Here is a 23,225-nt window from a genome sequence, read left to right as displayed (position 1 = left end):
TCCGGTTTCACAAGTATCGGATCAGGAGTGGATTGGTCCGTCACCGCAGGCCAGTGCGGCTTCGCGCACGGCCTCTGAATAGGTTGGGTGCGCGTGACAGGTCAGGGCCAAATCTTCTGCCGAAGCGCCGAACTCCATCGCAACGCAGACCTCATGAATCAGATCACCCGCAGCCGGGCCAATGATGTGAGCGCCAAGAATGCGGTCTGTTTCCTTGTCGGCGAGGATCTTCACGAACCCGTCCGAGGCAAAGTTGGCCTTGGCGCGGCCATTGCCCATGAACATGAACTTGCCGACTTTGTAGGCGCGCCCTTGTTCCTTCAGCGTTGCTTCGGTCTCACCCACATTTGCGACTTCAGGCCAGGTGTAGATTACGCCTGGAATAACGCCATAGTTCACATGCCCATGTTTGCCCGCAACCTGTTCGGCTGCGGCCATGCCTTCGTCTTCAGCTTTGTGCGCCAGCATCGGGCCTTCGGTGACGTCGCCAATGGCATAGATGCCCGGCACGTTGGTTTGCCAGTCGGAACCCACCTTGATCTGGCCGCGTTGGGTCATCTCAACACCCAAGGCGTCCAGTCCCAAACCGTCGGAATACGGCTTGCGCCCAGTGGCGACCAGAACGGTATCGGCGTCGATCACGTGCTCGCTGTCATCCTTGAGCAGTTTGTAGGTGACCTTGGCTTTGGTTTTGGTCGCTTCGGTCTTTTGCACCGCAGCACCCATCACAAAGTTCAGGCCCTGCTTTTTCAATATGCGCTGGAACGTCTTTTGCACTTCGGGGTCCATGCCTGGTGTGATTTCCTTGAGGAACTCGATCACAGTCACCTCAGCCCCCAGTCGGCTGTAGACCGAGCCCAGCTCAAGACCGATCACACCCGCGCCGATGACAACCATTTTTTTCGGAATCTTGCCTAGCGACAGTGCGCCGGTTGAGGTCACAACGACTTTCTCGTCTACTTCGACACCCGGCAGCGAAGAGGGTTCGGACCCAGACGCAATGATGATGTTCTTAGTTTCGTGAACCTCATCGCCAACCTTGACCTGACCAGCGGCAGGGATCGATCCCCAGCCTTTCAGCCAGTCGATCTTGTTCTTCTTGAACAGGAATTCGATGCCCTTGGTGTTGCCCTCGATCACCTCGTCCTTGTAGGCCTGCATCTGTTTCCAGTCGACCGAAGGTGCTTTGCCCTTAAGACCCATCTTGGCAAAGTTATGCTCGGCCTCGTGCAGCTGGTGCGAGGCGTGCAGCAACGCCTTAGACGGGATACAGCCCACGTTCAGACAGGTGCCGCCCAGCGTATCGCGCCCTTCGACCACGGCGGTTTTCAGACCAAGCTGAGCGCAGCGGATGGCGCAGACATAGCCGCCGGGACCGGCGCCGATTACGATAACGTCATAGTTTGCCATGGAAGATCTCCTTGAGAATTCGGGCTGTTGCAGGGCAGGAACCTCTGAACAGGATATGGGTTGGCGGTCTCATAGCAAAACCACCAAAAGCATGAGGGTTGTGGCCAGAAACCCGAAGAACCAAATGACGCTGCGCCACGGTTTCCAACCGAAATAATATGCAGGAACATACAGCACGCGCGCGGCAAGATAGGTCCAGGCGCAGGTGGCCGTCAGTGCGTTTTCCTTGCCTGAAACGGTGACGACGACACAAGCTATGGCAAACAGGATCAAGCCTTCGAAATGGTTGTTGAGGGCACGGTAGAGCCGCGCTGTCCCATCCGAGAGTTGATCTTCTAGCGTCCCGCCGAATCTGGCCCTGTCACGGGGTGACATGGTTTTGCCCGGACCCAATTCCAGATTTGCAGGGACTGCCATAAGAACAAACTGCAGAACCTGTAGAAGGGCGGCCATGGTCAGTGCTGTCAGTTCTGCATTCATTGCAAGACGCCGTGTTGAGTACGTATGAGTTCTGTGGCGGAGCGTATGCAAAAGGTGTGTCACCCCTGATGCTCCGCCATCATGTTCAGACGGGTGTCAGAACTTTTGTGTGAATATGGGCCACGCCCCCACGTTCATGGTGCATGGCGAGCTCTTCTGACTCGATAAAGTTCTGCGCGCGCTCCAAATCGGTGATTTCGAACAATGCCACGGCATGATCTTTCTGCTCAGGGTCGCGCCAGATGTGGAGGTCGCGAATACCCGCGGCCTCACGCATCTTTCGATCTTCCTTGAAGACTTTCAGCCAGACGTCGAAATCGGCCACATCGGCCTGCCAGAGTACATGTGTCGCCATGGTTACAAATCCATCAGCAGGCGGCGTGGGTCTTCCAGCGCCTCTTTCACGCGAACAAGGAAGGTCACCGCGCCTTTACCATCGACAATCCGGTGGTCATAGGACAGCGCCAGATACATCATCGGGCGGATCTTGATCTCACCGTTGATGACCATCGGACGATCCTGAATTTTGTGCATCCCCAGAATGCCGGACTGCGGTGGGTTCAGGATCGGCGAGGACATAAGCGAGCCATAGACACCACCGTTCGAAATGGTGAACGTGCCGCCCTGCATTTCAGCCATGGACAGTTTACCGTCGCGGGCGCGCTTGCCCTTTTCGGCAATGGCTTTTTCGATCGCGGCAAAGGACATGCTGTCCGCATCGCGGATGACCGGCACCACCAGACCTTGCGGTGTGCCAGCGGCGACGCCCATGTGGACGAAGTTCTTGTAGACGATGTCATTGCCGTCAATCTCGGCATTCACCTCGGGCACTTCTTTCAGCGCATGGCAGCAGGCCTTGGTGAAGAACGACATGAAACCAAGACGCACGCCATGTTTCTTCTCGAACTGGTCCTTGTACTGGTTCCGAAGGGCCATCACCTCGGTCATGTCCACCTCGTTATAGGTGGTCAGGATCGCGGCCGTGTTTTGCGCATCCTTAAGACGCTTGGCGATGGTCTGACGCAGACGGGTCATGCGCACGCGTTCTTCGCGGGCCTCGTCTTCAGCCGCAACCGGCGCACGCGGAGCCTGAGCGGCTGGGGCTGGTGCTGGCGTCGGAGCCGCAGCCGTAGCGACTGCTTTTGCCACGTCCTCCTTCATGATGCGACCATCGCGACCGGTGCCAGTGACCTGATCTGCTGACAATCCGGCCTCGGCCATCGCTTTTTCAGCAGATGGAGCATTGGCAACATCCTTGCCGGTGCTTGCGGTTGCCGGGGCCGCTGCTGCCGCCTGAGCAGGTGCAGGTGCCGCACCTGCCGCAGCGCCAGAAATTACCGCCAGCTTGGCGGTTGCATCCACAGTTGCACCCTCCGGCGCGACGATTTCAGCGAGAACACCCGCAGCCGGGGCCGGAACCTCGACCGAGACTTTGTCGGTTTCCAGCTCACACAGCATTTCGTCCTGCGCAACGCTGTCGCCAACCTGTTTGAACCAAGTTGAAACGGTGGCTTCCGTGACGGATTCTCCAAGTGTAGGAACCATCACATCAACAGACCCACCCGCAGCTGCGGGGGCGGCAGCAGGGGCCGCTGCTGCCGGTGCTGAAGCCGGGGCAGCAGCTGCGCCTTCGCCAGCCGTGATGGTCGCAAGCAGAGCATCAACGCCAACGGTGTCGCCTTCGGCGGCTACAATCTCTGCCATCACACCCGCAGAGGGAGAAGGCACTTCCACTGTGACCTTGTCAGTTTCCAACTCACACAGCATCTCATCCACGGCGACCGCATCGCCGGGTTTTTTGAACCATGTGGCAACAGTGGCTTCGGTGACCGACTCGCCAAGCGTGGGAACACGAACTTCAATCGTCATCGCTTACTTTCCTTTGATGCTCAGCGCTTCGTTCACCAGCGCTTCTTGTTGGGCTTTGTGTTGGCTGGCCAGACCCGTCGCGGGCGAGGCCGATGTTGCACGACCGGCATAGACCGGACGTTTGTGTTTTGCGCCGATCCGGGTCAGAACCCATTCGATGTTGGGTTCAATGAAGGACCAGGCACCCTGGTTTTTGGGCTCTTCCTGACACCAGACCATCTCGGCCCCTTTGAAGCGCTCAAGCTCGTTGATCAACGAATGTGCAGGGAAGGGGTAATACTGTTCGATCCGCATCAGGTAGATGTCGTCGATGCCGCGCGCGTCACGTTCTTCCAGCAGATCGAAATAGACCTTGCCCGAGCACATGACGACCCGCTTGATCTTGTCATCCGCTACCAGCTTGGTGTCCGAATTCCCTTTTTGCGCGTCATCCCACAGCACCCGGTGGAAGCTGGAACCGGTTGTGAAATCCTCGGCGGTGCTGACGGCCAGTTTGTGGCGCAGCAGCGATTTGGGTGTCACAAGGATCAGCGGCTTGCGGAAGGTGCGATGCAGCTGACGGCGCAGGATGTGGAAATAGTTTGCGGGCGTCGTACAGTTCGCCACGATCCAGTTGTCCTGACCGCACATTTGCAGGAACCGTTCCAGACGCGCGGATGAGTGTTCGGGGCCTTGGCCTTCGAACCCGTGCGGCAGCAGCGTGACCAGACCGGACATCCGCAGCCATTTCGATTCACCTGAACTGATGAACTGGTCAAACATGATCTGCGCGCCGTTGGCGAAGTCACCAAACTGCGCTTCCCACAGGGTCAGGGCATTGGGTTCAGCAAGCGAATAACCGTATTCAAACCCAAGCACCGCATATTCGGACAGCATCGAGTCAATCACTTCGTAATGCGACTGACCTGCGCGAATGTTGTTCAGCGGGTAATACCGTTCTTCGGTTTCCTGATGGATGAATCCCGAATGGCGTTGGCTGAACGTGCCGCGCGTGGCGTCCTGGCCTGACAGACGCACCGGGTAGCCTTCGGTCAACAGCGATCCGAAGGCCAGTGCCTCACCGGTGGCCCAGTCAAAGCCCGTGCCGGATTCAAACATCTGCTTCTTGTGGTCCAGCAGACGACCGACTGTCTTATGCAATGCAAACCCAGCCGGGGCGCGGGTCAGCGCGCCGCCAACCTCGGCCAGAGTCTCGGGCGTGATCGCTGTCTCGCCGCGCATGTATTCGTCTTTGTTCTTGTCCAGATGCGACCAACGCCCGTCCAGCCAGTCAGCCTTGTTGGGCTTGTAGTCTTTTCCGGCCTCGAACTCGTCGTTCAGGTGTGCCTGGAAGGCGGCCTTCATGTCCTCGATCTCACCCTCGGGGATCAGGCCGTCTTTGACCAAACGCTCGGTGTACAGAGACAGCGTGGTTTTGTGCGTCTTGATCTTTTTGTACATGATCGGGTTGGTGAACATGGGCTCATCGCCCTCGTTGTGACCAAACCGGCGATAGCAGAAGATATCCAGAACTACGTCCTTGTGGAACTTTTGACGGAACTCGGTCGCCACCTTGGCGGCATGTACCACGGCTTCGGGGTCATCCCCGTTCACATGGAAGATCGGCGCTTCAACCATCAACGCGATATCCGTCGGATAGGGGCTCGAGCGCGAGAAGTGCGGCGCAGTGGTAAAGCCGATTTGGTTGTTTACCACGATATGCATAGTGCCGCCGGTCTTGTGACCGCGCAGACCAGACAGACCAAACCCTTCGGCCACGACACCCTGACCGGCAAACGCCGCGTCGCCATGCAGCAGAATGGCCATGACTTTGGTGCGATCCGTGTCACCAAGCTGATCCTGTTTGGCGCGAACCTTGCCCAGAACCACCGGGTTCACCGCCTCAAGGTGCGAGGGGTTGGCGGTCAGCGACAGGTGCACAGAGTTGCCATCGAATTCACGGTCGCTGGATGCGCCGAGGTGGTATTTCACGTCGCCTGAACCATCCACATCCTCGGGCTTGAAGCTGCCACCCTGGAATTCGTTGAAGATGGCGCGGTACGGTTTGCCCATCACGTTGGCCAGAATGTTCAGACGCCCCCGGTGCGGCATCCCGATGACGATGTCGCTGAGGCCAAGAGCACCACCGCGCTTGATGATCTGCTCCATTGCAGGGATCAGCGCTTCACCGCCGTCCAGACCAAAGCGTTTGGTGCCCATGTATTTGACGTGCAGGAATTTCTCAAAACCCTCGGCCTCAACCATCTTGTTCAGGATCGCCTTGCGGCCTTCCTTGGTGAACGCGATTTCCTTGCCGTAACCTTCGATCCGCTCTTTCAGCCAAGCGGCTTCTTCGGGGTTCGAAATATGCATGTATTGCAGCGCAAATGTGCCGCAATAGGTTCGCTTTACGATTTCGACGATCTGCCGCATCGAGGCCACCTGAAGCCCCAGAACGTTGTCGATAAAGATCGGCCGGTCCATGTCGGCGTCGGTAAAGCCGTAGGTCTTTGGATCCAGCTCTGGGTGATTGGATGCCGCGCGCATCCCCAGCGGGTCCAAATCTGCGGCCAGATGGCCCCGGATCCGATAGGCCCGGATCAGCATCAGGGCGCGCAGGCTGTCCAGAACGGCGCGTTTGATCTGGTCATCGCTAACCTCAACGCCCTTTGCTTCGGCCTTGTCCTTGATCTTCTTGCCCGCCGCTTTGGCGTCAATCTCGGCCCACTCCCCTGTCAATGCGCCTGTCAGATCATCGGCAGGCATGGGCGGCCAGTCGGTCCGCGCCCAAGACGGCCCTTCGGCCTCGCGCTGCACATCCGGCGCGGCGTCACCCATAGCCTTGAAGAACTCAACCCAGGCCGCGTCTACGGCACCGGGGTTCTTGGTGTATTGGGCGTAAAGCTGCTCCAGATATTCGGCATTGTGCCCCTGCATGAAGCTTGAGGCATGAAAGGCAGAGTTGGGCGAGTGTTCGGTCATTGGGCTACCTCATATGGGTTGGGACCGTATTGGTTGGTGCCTGGTTGGCTGGGGCGGGTCAGCCACCACAGAACCAGGAGGGGCGACACAAAAAGAACGATAAGTGTCGGAATGACGATCAGCAATGTTGCGCGGGTAAACAAAATGTCGAGCGTCCCGCCATGGAACTGGCTGGCAATACCGATGCCAAAGATCAGGACCGCAAAGGCCCCAAGGATCAGAAGGATCGGCAGTAAGGCGTAAAGGCCGCTGCGCCCGGTGTCATGCATCCGCCGCCATGCGACGGCCAGATGGGGGAAAAAGACAATCAGGCCGACAATGCTCTGGACCGGTTGGCTGGACGTGGCAGTGACGGATTTCACCTCATCGCTTTCGGTGACCGAGACCTGCGTGAAGAACTGCCAGTCGATGATCCCGGCGATGAAGCCCCAGATCACGACGAACAGGAAAAAGAACCAGTATTCGGGCCGCGATGCACGGCCCGAAAAAGTGAAGAATTTGGAGAAACACGTTCTGACAGCCTCACTAAAGGTCATGTGTTCCGTTCCTCCCCAATTAGACAGCCGAAGCTGCTATATCAGCCAATCGCTTCCAGCACAGCTTCACCCAGCTGCGCCGGGCTTTCGGCTACGACAATACCGGCCGAGCGCATGGCTTCGATCTTGTCCTCGGCACCGCCCTTGCCACCGGCGACAATCGCGCCCGCATGGCCCATGCGGCGGCCGGGAGGGGCTGTGCGGCCTGCGATGAAACCGGCGGTCGGCTTTTTGCGGCCCTTCTTGGCCTCATCCGCCAGGAACTGCGCCGCTTCTTCCTCGGCCGAGCCACCGATCTCACCGATCATGATGATCGATGTGGTTTCGTCATCGGCCAGAAACCATTCCAGCACGTCGATATGCTCGGTGCCTTTGATCGGGTCGCCGCCGATGCCCACGCAGGTGGACTGGCCCAGACCGACATCGGTGGTCTGCTTGACGGCCTCATAGGTCAGGGTACCCGAACGGGACACAACGCCGACCGAGCCGCGCTTGTGGATGTGGCCGGGCATGATACCGATCTTGCAGGCGTCGGGCGTGATGACACCGGGGCAGTTCGGGCCGATCAGGCGTGACTTGCTGCCTTCCAGCGCACGCTTCACCTTCATCATGTCCAGAACCGGTATGCCTTCGGTGATGCAGACGATCACCTCCATCTCGGCATCAATCGCTTCGAGGATCGAGTCTGCCGCGAAGGGCGGGGGCACGTAGATTACCGAAGCGTTGGCTTCGGTCACATGCTTGGCCTCGTGGACCGAGTTGAACACGGGCAGGCCCAGATGTTCCATCCCGCCTTTGCCAGGGGTCACGCCGCCGACCATTTTGGTGCCATAGGCAATGGCCTGTTCACTGTGGAATGTGCCCTGCGAGCCGGTAAAGCCCTGACAGATCACTTTGGTGTTTTCGTCGATGAGGACTGCCATTTTGTCCCTTTCTCTAGGCGGTGTTGGATTGATTGGGTTCAGTCGCCGGCAGAACCTGCGGCGCATAAGGTATTTTTTCGAGCGTGGCACGACCCAAGGCCAGATTGGCCGTGGTGCGCAGCCCGCTGCTGATTTCAGCAATGCCGCGCCGGATCTTTTGCCGGACCAATGGCCAGCCTTTGGGCCGACTGCGCGGTGCCCCCATGTTGTATTCGCCGGGCGCTTCGTTGCCCTGTTCGACCATGGCCGGGATCACCTGATAGATGTTGATCTGACGAGCCGCTGGTGAGGCTGACGGGTTGAACAACAGCCCGTCCAACGTGATATCATAGGGTTTCTGCGCCAGAAAATGCTGTGCCGCTTGCCGTGTCAGCGCGTATGCCGCGCCTCCGGGATGGCGTGACCGCATCAGGCGCAGCTCGCGCCCCAGATGGATCAACCGCTTGCGCCCAAGAGCGACATAGAGCTTGGTGCTACGCCAGCGTTCGAACCGCACAATATCGGCATCTGCGGGCCACCAGGAGGGGTCATTCAACCAATCGGCCAGTTCCGGGCTCAGGAACACGTCATCCTCAAGGATCAACGCCTGTTCCGCGCCCGAGGCGATCAATGCTTCCCACGCTTTGGCATGGCTGAGGGTGCAGGCCATATCCTTGGTATGGAAATAGCCCCACGGCCCCTCGGGTTTGCATTCGCGCAGGAAATCCTCACGGGTGGCGGCGTCGCAATCAACAGCATTAACGCGCGTCGCCGACAGGCCTGCTTTTTGCAGCTCCTGCTCCATCAAACGCGCCCGCCCGATGGCGCGTTCAAGACCTATGAGGAAGATGGGGATGGTCATCAGATCGATTGCTTCTTTCGATTCCTCTCAACAAAAAACACTTGCTGAGTTGTTCGCGCTGTGGGGCGGGCTTTAAGCCAACCCCACCGCAAGCAGCTTAACCCTTAACGGCCTTCACGATCTTCTCGGCACCGTCTTTCAGGTTGTCTGCCGCGATCACGTCCAGGCCAGAGGTGTTGATGATCTCTTTGCCTTTCTCGACATTCGTGCCTTCCAGACGCACGACCAGCGGAACCTGCAGACCGACCTCTTTCACCGCGGCGACAACGCCCTCGGCGATGACGTCACAGCGCATGATGCCGCCGAAGATGTTTACCAGAATGCCTTTGACCTGCGGGTCCGAGGTGATGATCTTGAACGCCTCGGTCACTTTCTCTTTGGTGGCACCGCCACCAACGTCGAGGAAGTTGGCAGGCTCGGCCCCGTACAGCTTGATGATGTCCATGGTGGCCATCGCCAGACCTGCGCCGTTGACCATGCAACCGATCTCACCATCCAGCGCGATATAGTTAAGGTCGTACTTGGAAGCTTCCAGTTCCTTGGGGTCTTCCTCGGTCGTGTCGCGCAGTTCTGCAATATCCGGGTGGCGGTAAACGGCGTTGCCGTCAAACCCGACCTTGGCATCCAGCACTTTCAGGTCGCCGCTGTCCGAGACGATCAGCGGGTTGATCTCCAGCATCTCCATGTCCTTCTCGACGAAGGCGTTGTAGAGCTGGTTCATCAGTTTGACGCATTGCTTGACCTGAGCGCCTTGCAGGCCCAGCGAGAACGCGATGCGGCGACCGTGATAGGGCTGATACCCAGTCGCAGGGTCAACCGAGAAGGACAGGATTTTCTCGGGCGTCGCAGCGGCCACTTCTTCGATGTCCATGCCGCCTTCGGTCGAGCAGACAAACGAAATGCGGCTGGTCTGGCGGTCTACCAGAAGGGCCAGGTACAGTTCACGTTCGATGCCCGAACCGGCTTCGATATAGATGCGGTTGACCTGCTTGCCTGCGGGGCCGGTCTGATGCGTGACCAGTGTGCGGCCCAGCATCTTCTTGGCTTCCTCGGCGGCTTCTTCGACCGATTTGGTCAGACGCACGCCGCCTTTTTCACCGGCGTCGGTTTCTTTGAAGGAACCCTTGCCGCGTCCGCCTGCGTGGATTTGCGCTTTGACTACCCAAAGCGGGCCGTCCAGTTCGCCGGCTGCGGTTTTGGCTTCCTCGGCGCGCAGCACGGCGCGACCATCGGAGACCGGAGCGCCATAGCTGCGAAGAAGAGCTTTGGCCTGATATTCGTGAATGTTCATCGAAATTGTCCCGTCTGACTGCGTTTAACCGTTATAGGGGTGTCTAGCGGTCAAGTTTAAAGGGTTTTTTGATGTCCAATGGGTTTTTAGCGAAGATTTTCGCTATTTGTGATCACGGGTTTTTAGGGTGTGATCACAAAAATAACCAGCGGGTGAATTGATTCGAAAAATCTGAACGAGGACCGAAAATCACATTCAAAAAAGGGATTTGCGACGTTTGCGCCAACATGAGCGACCCGGGTCAACGCAGTTCAAAAGAAAACCGGCCCAAAAACGGGCCGGTCTTAAGTTCCAATCTGAACGCAGTTTTACGCCAGCGAGCTGTCGATGCCTTTGCACGCGTCGATCAGGCCTTTCACGGCGTTGACCGAGTTGTCGAAACCGGCCTGCTCGTCTTCGTTCAGCTTGATGTCGACGATACGTTCAACACCACCTGCACCGATCACAGTTGGGACGCCAACGTACAGACCATCAACACCCAGCTCACCACTGCAATAGGCAGCGCAAGGCAGAACGCGTTTCTGGTCTTTCAGATAAGCTTCGGCCATTTCGATTGCCGAAGTGGCAGGCGCGTAATAAGCGGAACCTGTTTTCAGCAGGCCAACGATTTCCGCGCCACCGTCACGGGTGCGCTGAACGATGGCGTCCAGCTTTTCCTGCGTGGTCCAGCCCATTTCGACCAGATCGGGCAGCGGGATGCCGGCAACTGTCGAATAGCGTACCGAAGGCACCATGGTGTCGCCGTGACCACCCAGCACAAATGCGGTGACGTCACGCATCGAGACGTTGAATTCTTCCGACAGGAAGTGTGCGAAGCGCGCCGAGTCCAGAACACCAGCCATGCCGCAAACCTTGTTGTGCGGCGAACCCGAGAATTCGCGCAGAGCCCACACCATCGCGTCCAGCGGGTTGGTGATACAGATCACGAACGCGTCGGGTGCGTGCGCGGCGATGCCTTCACCCACCGACTTCATGACTTTCAGGTTGATGCCCAGCAGGTCATCGCGGCTCATGCCTGGCTTGCGGGCCACGCCAGCGGTCACGATGCATACATCCGCTCCGGCGATATCGGCATAATCGCTGGTGCCCTTCATCGAGGCGTCAAAGCCTTCGGATGGGCCGGACTCGGCAATGTCGAGCGCCTTGCCCTGCGGCAGTCCGTCAGCGATGTCAAACAGGACTACGTCACCCAGTTCTTTGACAGCTGCAAGATGCGCAAGCGTGCCGCCGATGTTCCCCGCGCCGATCAGCGCAATCTTGGGTCTGGCCATTTGGAATATCTCCGGTCGGTTTTGAAATCGCGGTCGTGCTAGTCGCTAAAACGGCAATAGGCAAGGGTTCTGCGACGTGGCATACAACCGCATACCGTTTGCGGATCCATGTGTGATTGCGCTAAAGGGCCTTTGAGACAAGCCAAAACCGGGATCGGTGCATGTTCGAATTGAACCTGATGTTTTTTGCTGTGGCGATCCCTGCGGTGATATTTGCAGGTATCTCAAAGGGCGGTTTCGGCTCGGGCGTGGCCTTTGCGTCTTCGTCGATTCTGGCGCTGATCCTGGAACCCGGACAGGCTTTGGCGCTGATGCTGCCAATCCTGATGGTCATCGATGTGGCCACGCTGGGACCTTATTGGAAGCGTTGGAGTTGGGCAGATTCGTGGCTGCTGATTTTAGGGGGTGTACCGGGTGTTGCGCTGGGTGCATGGCTCTACCGGGCAACGGACGACGATCTGCTGCGGTTACTGATCGGCGGCATCTCGGTTGGTTTCGTCATCTGGCACGTCGCGCAGACCAAAGGGTGGGTGCGCGGTTTTGCCAACCGTCTACCCCCTTCGGCCGGTTTGTTTGCGGGGCTGGTAGCCGGTTTTACCAGCTTTGTCAGCCACGCCGGGGGTCCGCCGGCCGCTGTATACCTGTTGTCACAAAAACTGTCGAAAACCGAGTTTCAGGCCAGCACTGTGCTGGTCTTTTGGGTCATCAACATCACAAAGTTTGTGCCTTACGCATTTTTGGGTTTGTTCACATGGCATACGGCACTGGCGGATTTGCTGCTGACACCTTTTGCTATTCTTGGGGCATGGATTGGCGTTCGGGCGCATTTCATGATGTCCGAACGCCTGTTCTTTGGAATTGCCTACGTGTTGTTGACCTTAACGGGCAGCAAACTGATCTGGGACGCGCTTACGTAATCAGGCATTCGGTGGCAAGGCGTCCGCGACTTCCTCATAAGCCTGACCGGAGGTCACCAAGCACGTGATCCCGTTCGGCAGAGTCACCGTGATCGTCCAACTGCCGCTTTCGCCCGAAGCGAACAGCTCCATAACCGCGCCTTGCCGGGCCAGCCCAAGGCCCCGGCGCGTTTCGCCATAAGTTTCATGAAGCCGTGTCAACACGTCCTCTCGCGGTGCGCAGTTCTGGCCCGCAGCCTGCACCTGTTGTGCCGCCAGCGCCATGATTCCCAAGCCCATCGTCATCTTGAACAGTGTCTTGTCCATCCCGTACCCCTTCGATTCCATCTGTTGCTCAGGGTGGGGCCGAGGTGGCGAAATTCGGTTAAGGCAAAGCACGTTGCGTCGCTTTTGCTGCGCTGCGGCAAATTTCTCCTTGAACTTTCCGGCAAAAAATGCCCCATTCCGCGCAACTTTATTTCAATGGGAGTGGTCCATGGATCCTCGTCAGCGCCCCTATCGTTCGGTTCTTTACATCCCAGGTTCCAGAGACCGGGCTCTGGACAAGGCACGGACCCTTCCTGTGGATGCGATCATCTTTGATCTGGAGGATGCCGTCGCAGCAGATGAGAAGGACAACGCGCGCGAAACGCTCAAGGCAGCCTTGGCCACTGGTGGTTACGGGGCGCGGGTCAAGATCGTGCGGATCAACGGATTGGACACCAAATGGGGTCGTGCCGACGCCGAGGCTGTGCGTGACATGGATGCTGACGTTGTTCTGTTGCCCAAGGTAAACTCGGCGGCCGACGTGGATGCACTTGCAGCGATCACCGGAGATCTGCCGATTTGGGCCATGATGGAAACACCGCGCGGGATGCTCAACGCGGCAGAGATTGCCGCTCATCCTCTGATGGCTGGCTTTGTCATGGGCACCAATGATCTGGCGAAAGAGCTGCAAACCCGTTTCCGCCCGGACCGTCTGCCGCTTATGACGTCATTGGGTCTGTGCCTGCTGGCTGCCAAGGCCGAAGGTCTGATCATCGTTGATGGCGTGTACAACGCGTTCAAAGATGGTGACGGTCTGGCCGCTGAATGTGCGCAAGGCCGCGATATGGGCTTCGATGGCAAGACACTGATTCATCCGGCTCAGGTGGAAATCACAAATGCCGCCTACGCGCCGTCTGACGACGAGATCGATTTGGCCCGCCGTCAGATTACGGCTTTTGAAGAAGTCGAAGCACAGGGTCAGGGTGTTGCTGTTGTGGATGGGAAGATTGTTGAAAATCTGCACGTTGCAACGGCCCGCGAAATTCTGGCAAAAGCAGAGGCGATTTCAGCTTTGCAAGCGGGGTAAGCCAGCATGGGCTTTGTTCTTCTAATTCTCGGCGTGGCGCTGTGGTGGGCGGCGCACCTGTTCAAACGCATGGCACCTGAACGCCGGGCCGCGATGGGCAACGGTGGTAAGGGCGCAGTAGCCTTGGCTCTGGTCGCGTCGATTCTGCTGATGATCTTCGGCTATCGCATGACCGATTTCATCTATGTCTGGGCGCCGCCGACCTTTCTGATCCACGTCAACAACCTGTTGGTGCTGATCGCGATCTACATGATGAGCCCTGCTGGCACAAAAGGCCGTTTGCTGAACAAGCTGCGCCATCCGATGCTGGGCGGCTTCAAGCTGTGGGCCTTTGCGCATTTGCTGGTGAACGGCGATCTGGCTTCGATCATCCTGTTTGGCGGGCTTTTGGCATGGGCCGTGGTCGAGGTGATCGTGATCAACAAGTCCGAACCCGAATGGAGCCCGGCTGAACCCGGAACTTACGGTAAGGACGCGATGTTCTTTGTGGCCTCGATCGTCCTGTTGGGGATTATCGGCTATATCCATGGGCTGGTCGGCCCGTCTCCGTTCGGCTCATAAGGACCTCAGGCAATGGCAAAACTCTATCGTTTGTTGACCGAAGAAGACACGTCTGCCTTCTGTCACAAAGTGTCGGACGCGCTGGCCAAAGGGTGGGAACTGTATGGCGACCCGTCCTATGCCTTCGACACAGCAAACAACGTGATGCGTTGTGCGCAGGCTGTGACCAAAGAGGTCGAGGCCGACTATTCCCCTGAAATGAAACTGGGACAGCAGTGATGGCAAAAACAAATCCGGGACGTTTTTTCGAGGACTACGCCGTCGGACAGGTGCTGCAACATGCCGTACCGCGCACGGTGACCGAAGGAGAGCGTGGTTTGTATCACGCGCTCTATCCCGCGCGTCATGCGCTGTATTCCTCGGATGAATTTGCCCGGGATTGTGGTTTGCCGGAAAGCCCGATCGATGATCTGGCGGCCTTCCATTTGGTGTTTGGCAAAACGGTGCCCGATGTTTCGCTGAATGCAGTTGCCAATCTTGGTTATGCCGAAGGCCGTTGGCTAAAGCCCGTCTATGCAGGCGACACGTTGCGTTCGGTGTCCGAGGTGATCGGGGTCAAGCAGAACTCGAACGGGAAAACCGGTGTTGTCTGGGTACGTACCCGCGGGCTGAACCAGTTGGACGAGGTGGTCATCGAATATGTTCGTTGGGTTATGGTGCGCAAAGCAAATGTCGATGCACCTGCGCCTGAGACAGTTGTTCCCGAGTTGAAGAAGGTTCTAGATCCTCAAGACCTCATCGTGCCCGAGGGCCTTGATTTCTCGAACTACGATTTTGCATTGGCTGGTGAGCCACATCGCTGGAGCGATTATGAAATAGGTGAGACCATCGACCACGTGGACGGTGTGACCGTGGAAGAGGCCGAGCATATGTTGGCCACGCGCTTGTGGCAGAATACCGCCAAAGTGCATTTCGACCTGACGTTTCGACCTGAAGGCCGCCTGATCTATGGGGGTCATGTCATTTCGATGGCGCGCGCCCTGTCCTTTAACGGTTTGGCAAATGCGCAGATGATCGTTGGCCTGAATGGTGGCGCGCATGCCAACCCTTGTTTTGCAGGTGATACCATCAAAGCGTGGTCCGAGGTTCTGGACAAGGCCGAGACTGGCGTACCCGGCGTGGGGGCGATCCGGTTGCGTCTGGTCGCCACCAAAGGAGGCGCACCATTCGCGTTAAAAAATGACGAGGGTCGGTACGTGTCGGACGTACTTCTGGACCTCGATTATTGGGCGCTGATGCCGCAATAGACGAACTGACAGTTATGTGAATGCAATGCGTGCAAGCCGTGCTAGGTTTGCACCATGCATACCCTTCGCGCGATAGTGGCCAGTCTGTTTCTGGCACCCGCAGCCCAAGCCTGTGATCTGGCTTTGGCCTTGGCCGTAGATGTGTCTGGTTCGGTCGACGGCAGCGAGTACCGCATCCAGATGGATGGTCTGGCCGCTGGACTGCGCGACCCGATCGTATCCGAGGCATTGGTCCGCGGTCAGGCACAGTTGATGCTGGTGCAATGGACCGGGTCGTCGCGTCAGCGGATCACGATCCCCTGGACTCGTATCGACAGTTTCGCAGCTTTGGATCGGTTTGCGGAACAGGTTTCTGAGGATCCGCGCATCTGGCGGAACTTTTCAACCGCGATTGGGGAAGCGCTTCAGACAACGCTCGACTCCTTCGAGCCTGTGTCCCACTGCACCCGACATCTGATCGATTTGTCCGGCGACGGGGTATCCAATGAAGGCGTCGAGCCGACGCAAGTTCACGCCGCCCTGCGGGACAGAGGCGTTGTCGTCAACGCCCTGGCCATTGAGGAGAGTGAGCCGGACCTGACAGCATATTTCTTTGAGAATGTCATTGTGGGTGAAGGTGCATTTGTAGTTTCAGCAGCCGGATTTGCCGATTACCCGGAACGAATTCGCAGAAAACTGTTGCGCGAAGTGACGCAGCAAACCGCAGGGCTTAAGTGACGCGTCAAAAGATTCGTGATCACATCCTTTTGCCTTTGAAATCGCTAACATTGATGAAGGGGAATGTCATATGTGATCACGACATTATTTTGTGTGATCACATATTGGGAATATCCGCCGGTTTGAGCCGAATTTGCTGTATTTTGCAGCCGCAGCACGTGACAGTGTCGCAAAAAACAGTAAAACGTTCGGTAGCCAACCGAAAAGGAGCCGCCATGGCCGATGTAAATCGGGGCAATCGCCCACTTTCGCCGCATCTGTCGATCTATCGTCCACAGCTGACGTCGGTCACATCCATCCTGACCCGTATCACAGGAAACGCCTTATTAGTCGCGGGCCTGCTGATCGTTTGGTGGTTCCTGGCCGCTGCTACATCGCCCGAAGCGTTTGCCATAGCGAACGGGGTAATCACCTCGATGATCGGGGATCTGGTGATGGCTCTTTCCGTTTGGGGCCTGTGGTATCACACGCTGGCCGGTGTGCGGCACCTGATCTGGGACAATGCGCTTGGCTTGGACCTTCCAACAGCGACCAAACTGGGTTGGGCCGTTGTCATCGGGTCGGTTGTGTTGACCCTTCTGACCCTTGTCATCGTCGCGTGATTGGAGGACTGAGATGCGTTATCTGACCGACCGCAAACGCGCCGCTGGCCTTGGCTCGGCGAAATCCGGCACCGCCCATTTCTGGGCCATGAAAGTCAGCTCGGTGGCGCTGCTGATCCTCGTGCCTTTGTTTGTCTTCACGTTTGGCCCGGTTCTGGGTCAGCCGTTTGATGTGGTTCTGGACTACTATTCACGGCCCTTCCCTGCGATTGTTGCAGCGCTGACGCTGGCGGTTGGCTTCAAACACTTCGCAGATGGCGCGCAGGTGATGTTGGAAGACTATGTTCACGGCACGCTTGAAAAGGTCCTGATCATTCTGGTGACCTGCCTGTCCTACGGCGCAGCTGCGGCTGGCATCTTCGCCATCGCACGCATTGCCCTTTAATTCCCGGAGCTGAAAGAAATGGCTGCATACGAATACGAAACGCATGATTATGACGTGGTCGTTGTCGGCGCCGGTGGGGCCGGTCTGCGGGCGACTTTGGGCATGGCGGAACAGGGGTTGCGCACCGCGTGCGTGACCAAGGTTTTCCCAACCCGTTCGCACACTGTGGCGGCTCAGGGTGGTATCGCGGCGTCCTTGTCGAACATGGGTCCTGACCACTGGCAGTGGCACATGTATGACACTGTCAAAGGGTCTGACTGGCTGGGTGATACCGATGCGATGGAATACCTCGCGCGGGAAGCACCCAAGGCCGTGTACGAGTTGGAGCACTACGGCGTTCCCTTCAGCCGCACCGAAGAAGGCAAGATTTACCAGCGCCCGTTCGGCGGTCACACAACCGAATTCGGTGAAGGCCCCGCCGTGCAGCGGACCTGCGCTGCCGCCGACCGGACTGGCCACGCGATCCTGCATACGCTGTACGGTCAGTCGCTGAAGAACAACGCCGAGTTCTACATCGAATATTTCGCCATCGATTTGATCATGTCCGAGGATGGGCAATGTCAGGGCGTCGTCTGCTGGAAGCTGGACGACGGCACGATGCATGTCTTCAACGCCAAAATGGTTGTTCTGGCGACCGGCGGCTATGGCCGCGCCTATTTCAGCGCGACCTCGGCCCATACCTGCACTGGTGACGGTGGCGGTATGGTGGCCCGCGCAGGTCTGGCATTGCAGGACATGGAGTTTGTGCAGTTCCACCCGACCGGCATCTACGGCTCGGGCTGTCTGATCACCGAAGGTGCGCGGGGCGAGGGTGGCTATCTGACAAACTCGGAAGGCGAGCGGTTCATGGAGCGTTATGCGCCCCAGTACAAGGACCTCGCGCCACGTGACTATGTCTCGCGCTCGATGACGATGGAGATCCGAGAAGGCCGTGGTGTCGGCGCGGAAGGGGATCACATCCACCTGAACCTGTCGCACCTGCCTGCCGAAGCTCTGGCAGAGCGTTTGCCGGGTATCTCGGAAAGCGCAAAGATCTTTGCGGGTGTCGACGTGACCAAGGAACCAATCCCGGTTCTGCCGACCGTTCACTACAACATGGGTGGCATTCCGACCAACTATTGGGGTGAGGTTCTGAACCCCACCGCCGAAGACCCGACCGCTGTTGTCCCCGGTTTGATGGCTGTGGGTGAAGCGGGTTGTGCCTCGGTCCACGGTGCGAACCGTCTGGGATCTAACTCGCTGATCGACCTCGTGGTGTTTGGCCGCGCGGCTGCGATCCGCGCTGGTAAAGTCGTTGATGCCGAAGCGCCGAACCCGGTTTTGAACCAGGCGTCGGTCGACAAAGCCTTTGATCGGTTTGACGCGGTCCGCAACGCCAACGGTTCGGTCGCGACCGCGGAATTGCGGCTTGAGATGCAGAAAACCATGCAAGCGGACGCAGCCGTGTTCCGTACGGCCAAAACAATGGCTGAAGGCGTCGAAAACATGACCGCGATTGCTGCCAAGATGGACGATCTGAAAGTCACAGACCGTTCGTTGGTCTGGAACAGTGATCTGATGGAAACGTTAGAGCTGACCAACCTTATGCCCAACGCGCTGGCGACCATCGTCGGTGCTGAGGCGCGTAAAGAATCCCGTGGCGCCCACGCGCACGAGGATTTCAGCGAGCGTGACGATGAAAACTGGCGCGTACATACAGTCAGCCGGGTTGAGGGCAACGCAGTTGAGCTGAGCTATCGCCCGGTCATCGTTGATCCGCTGACAACCGAGGAACAGGGCGGTATCAGCCTTCAGAAAATCGCGCCCAAAGCGCGGACGTTCTAAGGGCAGGGAAAGCAGGCAATGCTGCACAAGCGCCAAATATCCACGATCCTGAAGCAGGCAATTAGCCTGCGGATGGCGCGTACTTGGTGCTTGTCATGACGGTCGAAGTTTTGAAGTCCGGGTCAAGTGACCCCAAGATCATCCTGATCGGTTTGAACCGTTGTGCGACGACTTCGTTTCACAAGCTGTTTCTGAACAGCGGAATTCCGTCCGCGCATTGGGAAGATGAACAGGGACAAAACCTAGCGCATCGTATGATGACCAACATTGCCATGGGGCGCAGGCCCTTGGACGGGTTCGGTGCAGTCCGGGCATTCACTGACATTGCCTTTGTCAATTCACGCTTCATGCTGGACGGCGCTCGGCTCTTTCGTGAACTGCACGCGGCTTACCCGGATGCTTACTTCCTGCTGAACACGCGCAATTGCGAGGACTGGATCACGTCACGGGCCAGCCATTCCAGCGGTGGCTATCTGGAGCGGTGCTGCAAGGCAAATGGCCAAACGGCGGATGAGGTGAAACAGGGCTGGAGGCATATGTACGATGTGCACCATGCCGAAGTCGAAACCTATTTCGACGGAAAACCTCGCTTCCTGCGCTATGATATCGACAAAGATGACCCACAACGCGTTGCGGACTGGCTCTCACCGGATTTCGACGTAAACATTGCCCATTGGGGCCATTATAACCGAGGGGCGTCTGATCGCGCCCGGACAGGCTGAAAGGCGGCCTTGTGCTGAATGGAGAATTGACATGGTTCAACTGACCCTGCCCAAGAATTCCCGGATTACTACCGGCAAGACCTGGCCCAAGCCGGATGGCGCGAAGAATGTGCGCAAGTTCCAGATCTATCGCTGGAATCCCGATGACGGTCAGAACCCGCGGGTTGATACCTATTTCGTCGACATGGATACCTGCGGCCCGATGGTTCTGGACGCGCTGATCAAGATCAAGAACGAGATCGACCCAACTTTGACCTTCCGCCGGTCCTGCCGCGAAGGCATCTGTGGCTCTTGTGCGATGAACATCGACGGGATCAACACGTTGGCCTGCATTTACGGCATGGACGAGATCAAGGGCGACGTGAAAATTTATCCGCTGCCGCATATGCCGGTGGTCAAGGACCTGATCCCCGATCTAACCCACTTCTACGCGCAACACGCGTCGATCATGCCGTGGTTGGAAACCAAGACTAACCGTCCTGCGAAAGAATGGAAACAGTCGATCGAGGACCGCAAGAAGCTGGATGGTCTCTATGAATGCGTGATGTGCGCAAGCTGCTCGACCTCGTGCCCCAGCTATTGGTGGAACGGTGACCGGTATCTTGGTCCCGCCGCGTTGCTGCATGCGTATCGCTGGATTATCGACAGCCGCGATGAGGCCACAGGCGAACGTCTGGATGAGCTGGAAGATCCGTTCAAGTTGTATCGCTGTCACACCATCATGAATTGCGCCAAGACCTGTCCCAAAGGTCTGAACCCGGCAAAGGCGATTGCCGAAATCAAAAAGATGATGGTCGAACGCGCCGTTTAAGCGCCACTGCGTTTTGCGTTAAGCGCATGTCAAACTTGCAAATTTAGGCGATGCAGCCCCGGCTGCGTTGCCTTATTTTTTTGAGCAGGGAGGGGTGATGAGATTAAGTCAGGATCACTCCAATGAGCAAGGACACTTCCAAACAAAAAACCGACGCGAAAGAAGCGTTGGAACTGCTTGAGCAGGCATGGGCGTATTACGTGCCAGAACCCGTGAAAGCTGACAAAGAACCTGAGTTGTTCGAATACGCAAACGCAGCCTGATACGGGCGGTAAGACTTGAATTACGACGGCTAATCGGCAAAGCAAGGCAATGCCTGTTCTTCTGCTTCTGCTGGCGGCCGGTGTATTCGGCTATTTTGTCTGGCGCGCTCGTCATTCTACGCTGACGCGTAATTGTCGGTGGCGCCAAGACAAAAGCCATGGCGTCTGGCGGTGCAGCTTCTGCGGCGCTGAAATCACTTCTCAGGACCAGCCTTTGCGGTGTTTGAGGGCGCGCGACAACTAATTATTTGCTTTTCGCAGGCAGCGTTATGCGCCAGTCTGCATCGCATGACACGTTCTGAACGCCCTATCCCCGTTCCTGAAGATGCTGAGGCGCGTCGCGCGCTGGCCCCCGTAATCTGCTACCCGAACGACGCGTTGCCACGACCAGATGTGTCGTGGATGCGAACCCTGCGCCAAGGCGCAATCAAAACGGGCGAGGTTCTGGTTCCCCCGCGCGATGCGCGATGTTTTGAGGTGCCGGCAGGGCACTTTTTTCGAGTTACGTCCGTCGAAGGCCCACAGGTCGGTGATTTGAACATATGGAATCGCAATGACCTGTCCGAGCGGTTCTATTCAGGTAAAACCCGCGCCTTGCATGGAACGCATCTGACTACCGGAGAACAGATGTGGTCTAGTTTTCCCCATCTGCGCCCTATGGCCACGATCATTGAGGACACGCTGGAATGGTACGGGATCGACGCCTTTGGCGGGTCGGTCCATGACGTTATCGGTACGCGGTGCGATCCGTATACGGGCAACCTGTTGTCGGGTACGCAATACCACCACTGCTGCCATTCAAACCTGACCCGCGCGCTTGCAGACCATCTGGATCTTCCGCTGGCCGAGGCCGAACTTGCAGTGCATGACGTACTGAACGTCTTTATGTGCACCGGGTTTACGCGCGATACAGGTCAGTACTTTATGAAAGCCTCACCCGTGCTCCCGGGTGATTATCTTGAGTTCTTTGCCGAGATTGATCTGCTCGGGAATCTGAGTGCTTGTCCGGGCGGGGATTGTTCGTCCGAGCATTCCTCGGACACGGCCGCCTGTTTCCCGCTGCTGGTCGAAACATTTGCACCCGCTGAAGGTGATTTGAAAGGATGGCAAAGCCCGGCGCGCAATGGGTATGATCGCACGCACGGGCGATAAATACGACAGGCATCTGGTGGTGCCTGCCTATTGTCAGGTGTTCGGGAAAGCCGCCTGAAGGGCGATTTCCACCATGTCACCAAAGCTCCGCTCGCGCTCAGACGACGGCAGAGCTTCTCCGGTCAAAAGGTGATCGGAAACAGTGAGTACGGCCAACGCCCGGCACTTGTGGCGTGCCGCCAGGATGTACAGCTCTGCAGCTTCCATTTCGACGCCCAGAATGCCGTGACGCACCATCTGCTCGTTCAGATCCGGGCGCTCGTCATAAAAGACGTCGGAGGAGTAAATTCCGCCAACATGCGTCGGCGTTCCTTTGGCCGCTGCCGCTGCTGCCGCCGCCTGCAACAAACCCCAGTCGGCGCAGGGCGCAAAGTTCAGCTCTTTCATGATGCCCCGCGAAGGGGTGCCGAGTGTAGTTGATGTCATTGCCAGAATGACATCACGCACTTTAACGCTGTCCTGCATGCCGCCACATGAGCCGATACGGATCAGAGTTTTAGCATCGTAATCGCGGATCAGTTCATTCACGTAAATGGAAAGAGAGGGCATCCCCATACCACTGCCCTGAATAGTAACAGGGTTTCCTTTCCATTTTCCGGTAAAGCCAAGCATTCCCCGAACGTCATTGACCTGCTTTACATCTGTCAAAAACGTTTCAGCAGCCCATTTCGCCCGATAAGGATCTCCGGGTAAAAGAACCGTTTCTGCGATTTCGCCTTTTTCAGCGCCAATGTGAATGGTCATTTGTTCCGTTTACCTTGATCAAATTTCCAGTTCGGAAATATCCGCACCAGCTTTTAAGGCGTCATGCACCCATTGAGGTTTGCGGCCTCGCCCCGTCCAGGTCTGTTCCGGGTTCGACGGGTTGCGGTACTTCGCTTTGGTTTTAGGCGTTTTTCCGCCACGTGGCGCATCGCTGGACAATTCAGACAACGAAAAGCCGAACTCTGCCGCGGCTTTTTCTGCCGCCTTCAAAGCCTCTTGCCGTTCGCGTTTTTCGGCGCTGACAAGCGCTTTTTCTATTTCATCACGTAAAGATAACAGTTCTTTTCGCGACATTTGTTCCAGATTGATCCCCATCAGTCCTCTCCGATTGAATTAAATTACGG

General features: G+C 57.4%; 26 protein-coding genes. 13 read left to right on the top strand and 13 right to left on the bottom strand.

Annotated elements, in window-relative coordinates; translation table 11 throughout:
• Positions 1-21 precede the first annotated feature (21 nt).
• The 10 genes from lpdA to mdh form a co-directional block, all read right to left on the bottom strand.
• Positions 22-1,410: a dihydrolipoyl dehydrogenase gene (gene lpdA / locus GOV90_RS15530; RefSeq protein ID WP_171093697.1), complete on the bottom strand. Its 1,389-nt coding sequence runs from the start codon at positions 1,408-1,410 to the stop codon at positions 22-24.
• A 69-nt stretch (positions 1,411-1,479) separates the two neighbouring features.
• Positions 1,480-1,890: an MAPEG family protein gene (locus GOV90_RS15525; protein WP_171093696.1), complete on the bottom strand. Its 411-nt coding sequence runs from the start codon at positions 1,888-1,890 to the stop codon at positions 1,480-1,482.
• A gap of 85 nt (positions 1,891-1,975) precedes the next feature.
• Positions 1,976-2,245 (bottom strand): hypothetical protein, encoded by a 270-nt coding sequence (locus tag GOV90_RS15520; RefSeq protein ID WP_171093694.1) that lies wholly within the window; start codon positions 2,243-2,245, stop codon positions 1,976-1,978.
• A gap of 2 nt (positions 2,246-2,247) precedes the next feature.
• Entirely contained in the window at positions 2,248-3,759 is a 1,512-nt protein-coding gene (gene odhB, locus GOV90_RS15515) for a 2-oxoglutarate dehydrogenase complex dihydrolipoyllysine-residue succinyltransferase (protein ID WP_171093692.1), read from the bottom strand.
• Between the two features lie 3 nt (positions 3,760-3,762).
• Positions 3,763-6,720 carry a 2-oxoglutarate dehydrogenase E1 component gene (locus GOV90_RS15510; RefSeq protein ID WP_171093689.1) on the bottom strand — a complete coding sequence of 986 codons (2,958 nt, stop codon included), beginning with the start codon at positions 6,718-6,720 and terminating at the stop codon, positions 3,763-3,765.
• A complete protein-coding gene (locus tag GOV90_RS15505) occupies positions 6,717-7,256 on the bottom strand; it encodes a DUF805 domain-containing protein (protein ID WP_171093687.1) in 540 nt (179 codons plus the stop codon). The genes GOV90_RS15510 and GOV90_RS15505 overlap by 4 nt, the downstream gene beginning before the upstream one ends.
• A gap of 41 nt (positions 7,257-7,297) precedes the next feature.
• Complete coding sequence (gene sucD / locus GOV90_RS15500) at positions 7,298-8,179, bottom strand: succinate--CoA ligase subunit alpha (RefSeq protein ID WP_171093685.1); 882 nt, start codon at positions 8,177-8,179, stop codon at positions 7,298-7,300.
• Between the two features lie 13 nt (positions 8,180-8,192).
• Complete coding sequence (locus GOV90_RS15495; protein ID WP_171093684.1) at positions 8,193-9,020, bottom strand: glycosyltransferase family 25 protein; 828 nt, start codon at positions 9,018-9,020, stop codon at positions 8,193-8,195.
• A 97-nt stretch (positions 9,021-9,117) separates the two neighbouring features.
• On the bottom strand, positions 9,118-10,311 hold the full coding sequence (gene sucC / locus GOV90_RS15490; RefSeq protein WP_171093682.1) for an ADP-forming succinate--CoA ligase subunit beta: 1,194 nt from the start codon (positions 10,309-10,311) through the stop codon (positions 9,118-9,120).
• 308 nt (positions 10,312-10,619) lie between these two features.
• Positions 10,620-11,582, bottom strand: a complete 963-nt coding sequence (gene mdh / locus GOV90_RS15485; RefSeq protein ID WP_171172869.1) for a malate dehydrogenase — start codon at positions 11,580-11,582, stop codon at positions 10,620-10,622.
• A 161-nt stretch (positions 11,583-11,743) separates the two neighbouring features.
• On the opposite strand from mdh, the gene GOV90_RS15480 reads away from it, so the two are divergent.
• On the top strand, positions 11,744-12,499 hold the full coding sequence (locus tag GOV90_RS15480) for a sulfite exporter TauE/SafE family protein (protein ID WP_171093677.1): 756 nt from the start codon (positions 11,744-11,746) through the stop codon (positions 12,497-12,499).
• On the opposite strand, the gene GOV90_RS15475 is transcribed toward GOV90_RS15480, so the two are convergent.
• The gene (locus tag GOV90_RS15475; protein ID WP_171093675.1) at positions 12,500-12,805 is read right to left on the bottom strand and encodes a hypothetical protein; all 306 of its coding nucleotides are present in this window, start codon (positions 12,803-12,805) and stop codon (positions 12,500-12,502) included.
• A 169-nt stretch (positions 12,806-12,974) separates the two neighbouring features.
• Between GOV90_RS15475 and GOV90_RS15470 the strand changes: the two genes are divergently transcribed.
• The 12 genes from GOV90_RS15470 (at position 12,975) to GOV90_RS15415 (ending at position 22,116) form a co-directional block, all read left to right on the top strand.
• A complete protein-coding gene (locus tag GOV90_RS15470) occupies positions 12,975-13,832 on the top strand; it encodes a CoA ester lyase (protein ID WP_171093673.1) in 858 nt (285 codons plus the stop codon).
• A gap of 6 nt (positions 13,833-13,838) precedes the next feature.
• On the top strand, positions 13,839-14,393 hold the full coding sequence (locus tag GOV90_RS15465) for an NnrU family protein (protein WP_171093671.1): 555 nt from the start codon (positions 13,839-13,841) through the stop codon (positions 14,391-14,393).
• Between the two features lie 12 nt (positions 14,394-14,405).
• The gene (locus tag GOV90_RS15460) at positions 14,406-14,612 is read left to right on the top strand and encodes a DUF1737 domain-containing protein (RefSeq protein WP_171093669.1); all 207 of its coding nucleotides are present in this window, start codon (positions 14,406-14,408) and stop codon (positions 14,610-14,612) included.
• Complete coding sequence (locus GOV90_RS15455) at positions 14,612-15,640, top strand: MaoC family dehydratase (RefSeq protein WP_171093667.1); 1,029 nt, start codon at positions 14,612-14,614, stop codon at positions 15,638-15,640. The genes GOV90_RS15460 and GOV90_RS15455 overlap by 1 nt, the downstream gene beginning before the upstream one ends.
• Positions 15,641-15,694: 54 nt before the next feature.
• A complete protein-coding gene (locus tag GOV90_RS15450; RefSeq protein WP_171093665.1) occupies positions 15,695-16,357 on the top strand; it encodes a DUF1194 domain-containing protein in 663 nt (220 codons plus the stop codon).
• Positions 16,358-16,572: 215 nt separating this feature from the next.
• Positions 16,573-16,959 (top strand): succinate dehydrogenase, cytochrome b556 subunit, encoded by a 387-nt coding sequence (gene sdhC, locus GOV90_RS15445; RefSeq protein WP_171093663.1) that lies wholly within the window; start codon positions 16,573-16,575, stop codon positions 16,957-16,959.
• A 13-nt stretch (positions 16,960-16,972) separates the two neighbouring features.
• Positions 16,973-17,344 carry a succinate dehydrogenase, hydrophobic membrane anchor protein gene (sdhD, locus tag GOV90_RS15440; protein WP_050604070.1) on the top strand — a complete coding sequence of 124 codons (372 nt, stop codon included), beginning with the start codon at positions 16,973-16,975 and terminating at the stop codon, positions 17,342-17,344.
• 18 nt (positions 17,345-17,362) lie between these two features.
• On the top strand, positions 17,363-19,168 hold the full coding sequence (gene sdhA, locus GOV90_RS15435; RefSeq protein WP_171093661.1) for a succinate dehydrogenase flavoprotein subunit: 1,806 nt from the start codon (positions 17,363-17,365) through the stop codon (positions 19,166-19,168).
• A 95-nt stretch (positions 19,169-19,263) separates the two neighbouring features.
• On the top strand, positions 19,264-19,890 hold the full coding sequence (locus tag GOV90_RS15430; RefSeq protein ID WP_171093659.1) for a sulfotransferase: 627 nt from the start codon (positions 19,264-19,266) through the stop codon (positions 19,888-19,890).
• A gap of 31 nt (positions 19,891-19,921) precedes the next feature.
• Positions 19,922-20,701 (top strand): succinate dehydrogenase iron-sulfur subunit, encoded by a 780-nt coding sequence (locus tag GOV90_RS15425; protein WP_050604073.1) that lies wholly within the window; start codon positions 19,922-19,924, stop codon positions 20,699-20,701.
• Between the two features lie 122 nt (positions 20,702-20,823).
• Positions 20,824-20,964, top strand: a complete 141-nt coding sequence (locus GOV90_RS15420) for a hypothetical protein (protein WP_171093657.1) — start codon at positions 20,824-20,826, stop codon at positions 20,962-20,964.
• Between the two features lie 288 nt (positions 20,965-21,252).
• Positions 21,253-22,116: a DUF1989 domain-containing protein gene (locus tag GOV90_RS15415; RefSeq protein ID WP_171093655.1), complete on the top strand. Its 864-nt coding sequence runs from the start codon at positions 21,253-21,255 to the stop codon at positions 22,114-22,116.
• Between the two features lie 33 nt (positions 22,117-22,149).
• On the opposite strand, the gene deoD is transcribed toward GOV90_RS15415, so the two are convergent.
• Positions 22,150-22,860 (bottom strand): purine-nucleoside phosphorylase, encoded by a 711-nt coding sequence (deoD, locus tag GOV90_RS15410; RefSeq protein WP_171093653.1) that lies wholly within the window; start codon positions 22,858-22,860, stop codon positions 22,150-22,152.
• Positions 22,861-22,878: 18 nt separating this feature from the next.
• A complete protein-coding gene (locus tag GOV90_RS15405) occupies positions 22,879-23,196 on the bottom strand; it encodes an H-NS family nucleoid-associated regulatory protein (protein WP_171093651.1) in 318 nt (105 codons plus the stop codon).
• Between the last annotated feature and the right edge of the window lie 29 nt (positions 23,197-23,225).

It is taken from the genome of Ruegeria sp. HKCCA5929, from assembly GCF_013034525.1.
In the GTDB taxonomy this organism is placed as follows: domain Bacteria; phylum Pseudomonadota; class Alphaproteobacteria; order Rhodobacterales; family Rhodobacteraceae; genus Ruegeria.
The sequence above is the reverse complement of the archived record's forward strand: the minus strand, read 5'-3'. Positions and strand labels throughout refer to the sequence as shown.

Bases quoted from the DNA above. Each gene is read 5' to 3' on its own strand.
- lpdA (WP_171093697.1), bottom strand. From the start codon at position 1,410: ATGGCAAACTATGACGTTATCGTAATCGGCGCCGGTCCCGGCGGCTAT.
- GOV90_RS15525 (WP_171093696.1), bottom strand. From the start codon at position 1,890: ATGAATGCAGAACTGACAGCACTGACCATGGCCGCCCTTCTACAGGTT.
- GOV90_RS15520 (WP_171093694.1), bottom strand. From the start codon at position 2,245: ATGGCGACACATGTACTCTGGCAGGCCGATGTGGCCGATTTCGACGTC.
- odhB (WP_171093692.1), bottom strand. From the start codon at position 3,759: ATGACGATTGAAGTTCGTGTTCCCACGCTTGGCGAGTCGGTCACCGAA.
- GOV90_RS15510 (WP_171093689.1), bottom strand. From the start codon at position 6,720: ATGACCGAACACTCGCCCAACTCTGCCTTTCATGCCTCAAGCTTCATG.
- GOV90_RS15505 (WP_171093687.1), bottom strand. From the start codon at position 7,256: ATGACCTTTAGTGAGGCTGTCAGAACGTGTTTCTCCAAATTCTTCACT.
- sucD (WP_171093685.1), bottom strand. From the start codon at position 8,179: ATGGCAGTCCTCATCGACGAAAACACCAAAGTGATCTGTCAGGGCTTT.
- GOV90_RS15495 (WP_171093684.1), bottom strand. From the start codon at position 9,020: ATGACCATCCCCATCTTCCTCATAGGTCTTGAACGCGCCATCGGGCGG.
- sucC (WP_171093682.1), bottom strand. From the start codon at position 10,311: ATGAACATTCACGAATATCAGGCCAAAGCTCTTCTTCGCAGCTATGGC.
- mdh (WP_171172869.1), bottom strand. From the start codon at position 11,582: ATGGCCAGACCCAAGATTGCGCTGATCGGCGCGGGGAACATCGGCGGC.
- GOV90_RS15480 (WP_171093677.1), top strand. From the start codon at position 11,744: ATGTTCGAATTGAACCTGATGTTTTTTGCTGTGGCGATCCCTGCGGTG.
- GOV90_RS15475 (WP_171093675.1), bottom strand. From the start codon at position 12,805: ATGGACAAGACACTGTTCAAGATGACGATGGGCTTGGGAATCATGGCG.
- GOV90_RS15470 (WP_171093673.1), top strand. From the start codon at position 12,975: ATGGATCCTCGTCAGCGCCCCTATCGTTCGGTTCTTTACATCCCAGGT.
- GOV90_RS15465 (WP_171093671.1), top strand. From the start codon at position 13,839: ATGGGCTTTGTTCTTCTAATTCTCGGCGTGGCGCTGTGGTGGGCGGCG.
- GOV90_RS15460 (WP_171093669.1), top strand. From the start codon at position 14,406: ATGGCAAAACTCTATCGTTTGTTGACCGAAGAAGACACGTCTGCCTTC.
- GOV90_RS15455 (WP_171093667.1), top strand. From the start codon at position 14,612: ATGGCAAAAACAAATCCGGGACGTTTTTTCGAGGACTACGCCGTCGGA.
- GOV90_RS15450 (WP_171093665.1), top strand. From the start codon at position 15,695: ATGCATACCCTTCGCGCGATAGTGGCCAGTCTGTTTCTGGCACCCGCA.
- sdhC (WP_171093663.1), top strand. From the start codon at position 16,573: ATGGCCGATGTAAATCGGGGCAATCGCCCACTTTCGCCGCATCTGTCG.
- sdhD (WP_050604070.1), top strand. From the start codon at position 16,973: ATGCGTTATCTGACCGACCGCAAACGCGCCGCTGGCCTTGGCTCGGCG.
- sdhA (WP_171093661.1), top strand. From the start codon at position 17,363: ATGGCTGCATACGAATACGAAACGCATGATTATGACGTGGTCGTTGTC.
- GOV90_RS15430 (WP_171093659.1), top strand. From the start codon at position 19,264: ATGACGGTCGAAGTTTTGAAGTCCGGGTCAAGTGACCCCAAGATCATC.
- GOV90_RS15425 (WP_050604073.1), top strand. From the start codon at position 19,922: ATGGTTCAACTGACCCTGCCCAAGAATTCCCGGATTACTACCGGCAAG.
- GOV90_RS15420 (WP_171093657.1), top strand. From the start codon at position 20,824: ATGAGCAAGGACACTTCCAAACAAAAAACCGACGCGAAAGAAGCGTTG.
- GOV90_RS15415 (WP_171093655.1), top strand. From the start codon at position 21,253: ATGACACGTTCTGAACGCCCTATCCCCGTTCCTGAAGATGCTGAGGCG.
- deoD (WP_171093653.1), bottom strand. From the start codon at position 22,860: ATGACCATTCACATTGGCGCTGAAAAAGGCGAAATCGCAGAAACGGTT.
- GOV90_RS15405 (WP_171093651.1), bottom strand. From the start codon at position 23,196: ATGGGGATCAATCTGGAACAAATGTCGCGAAAAGAACTGTTATCTTTA.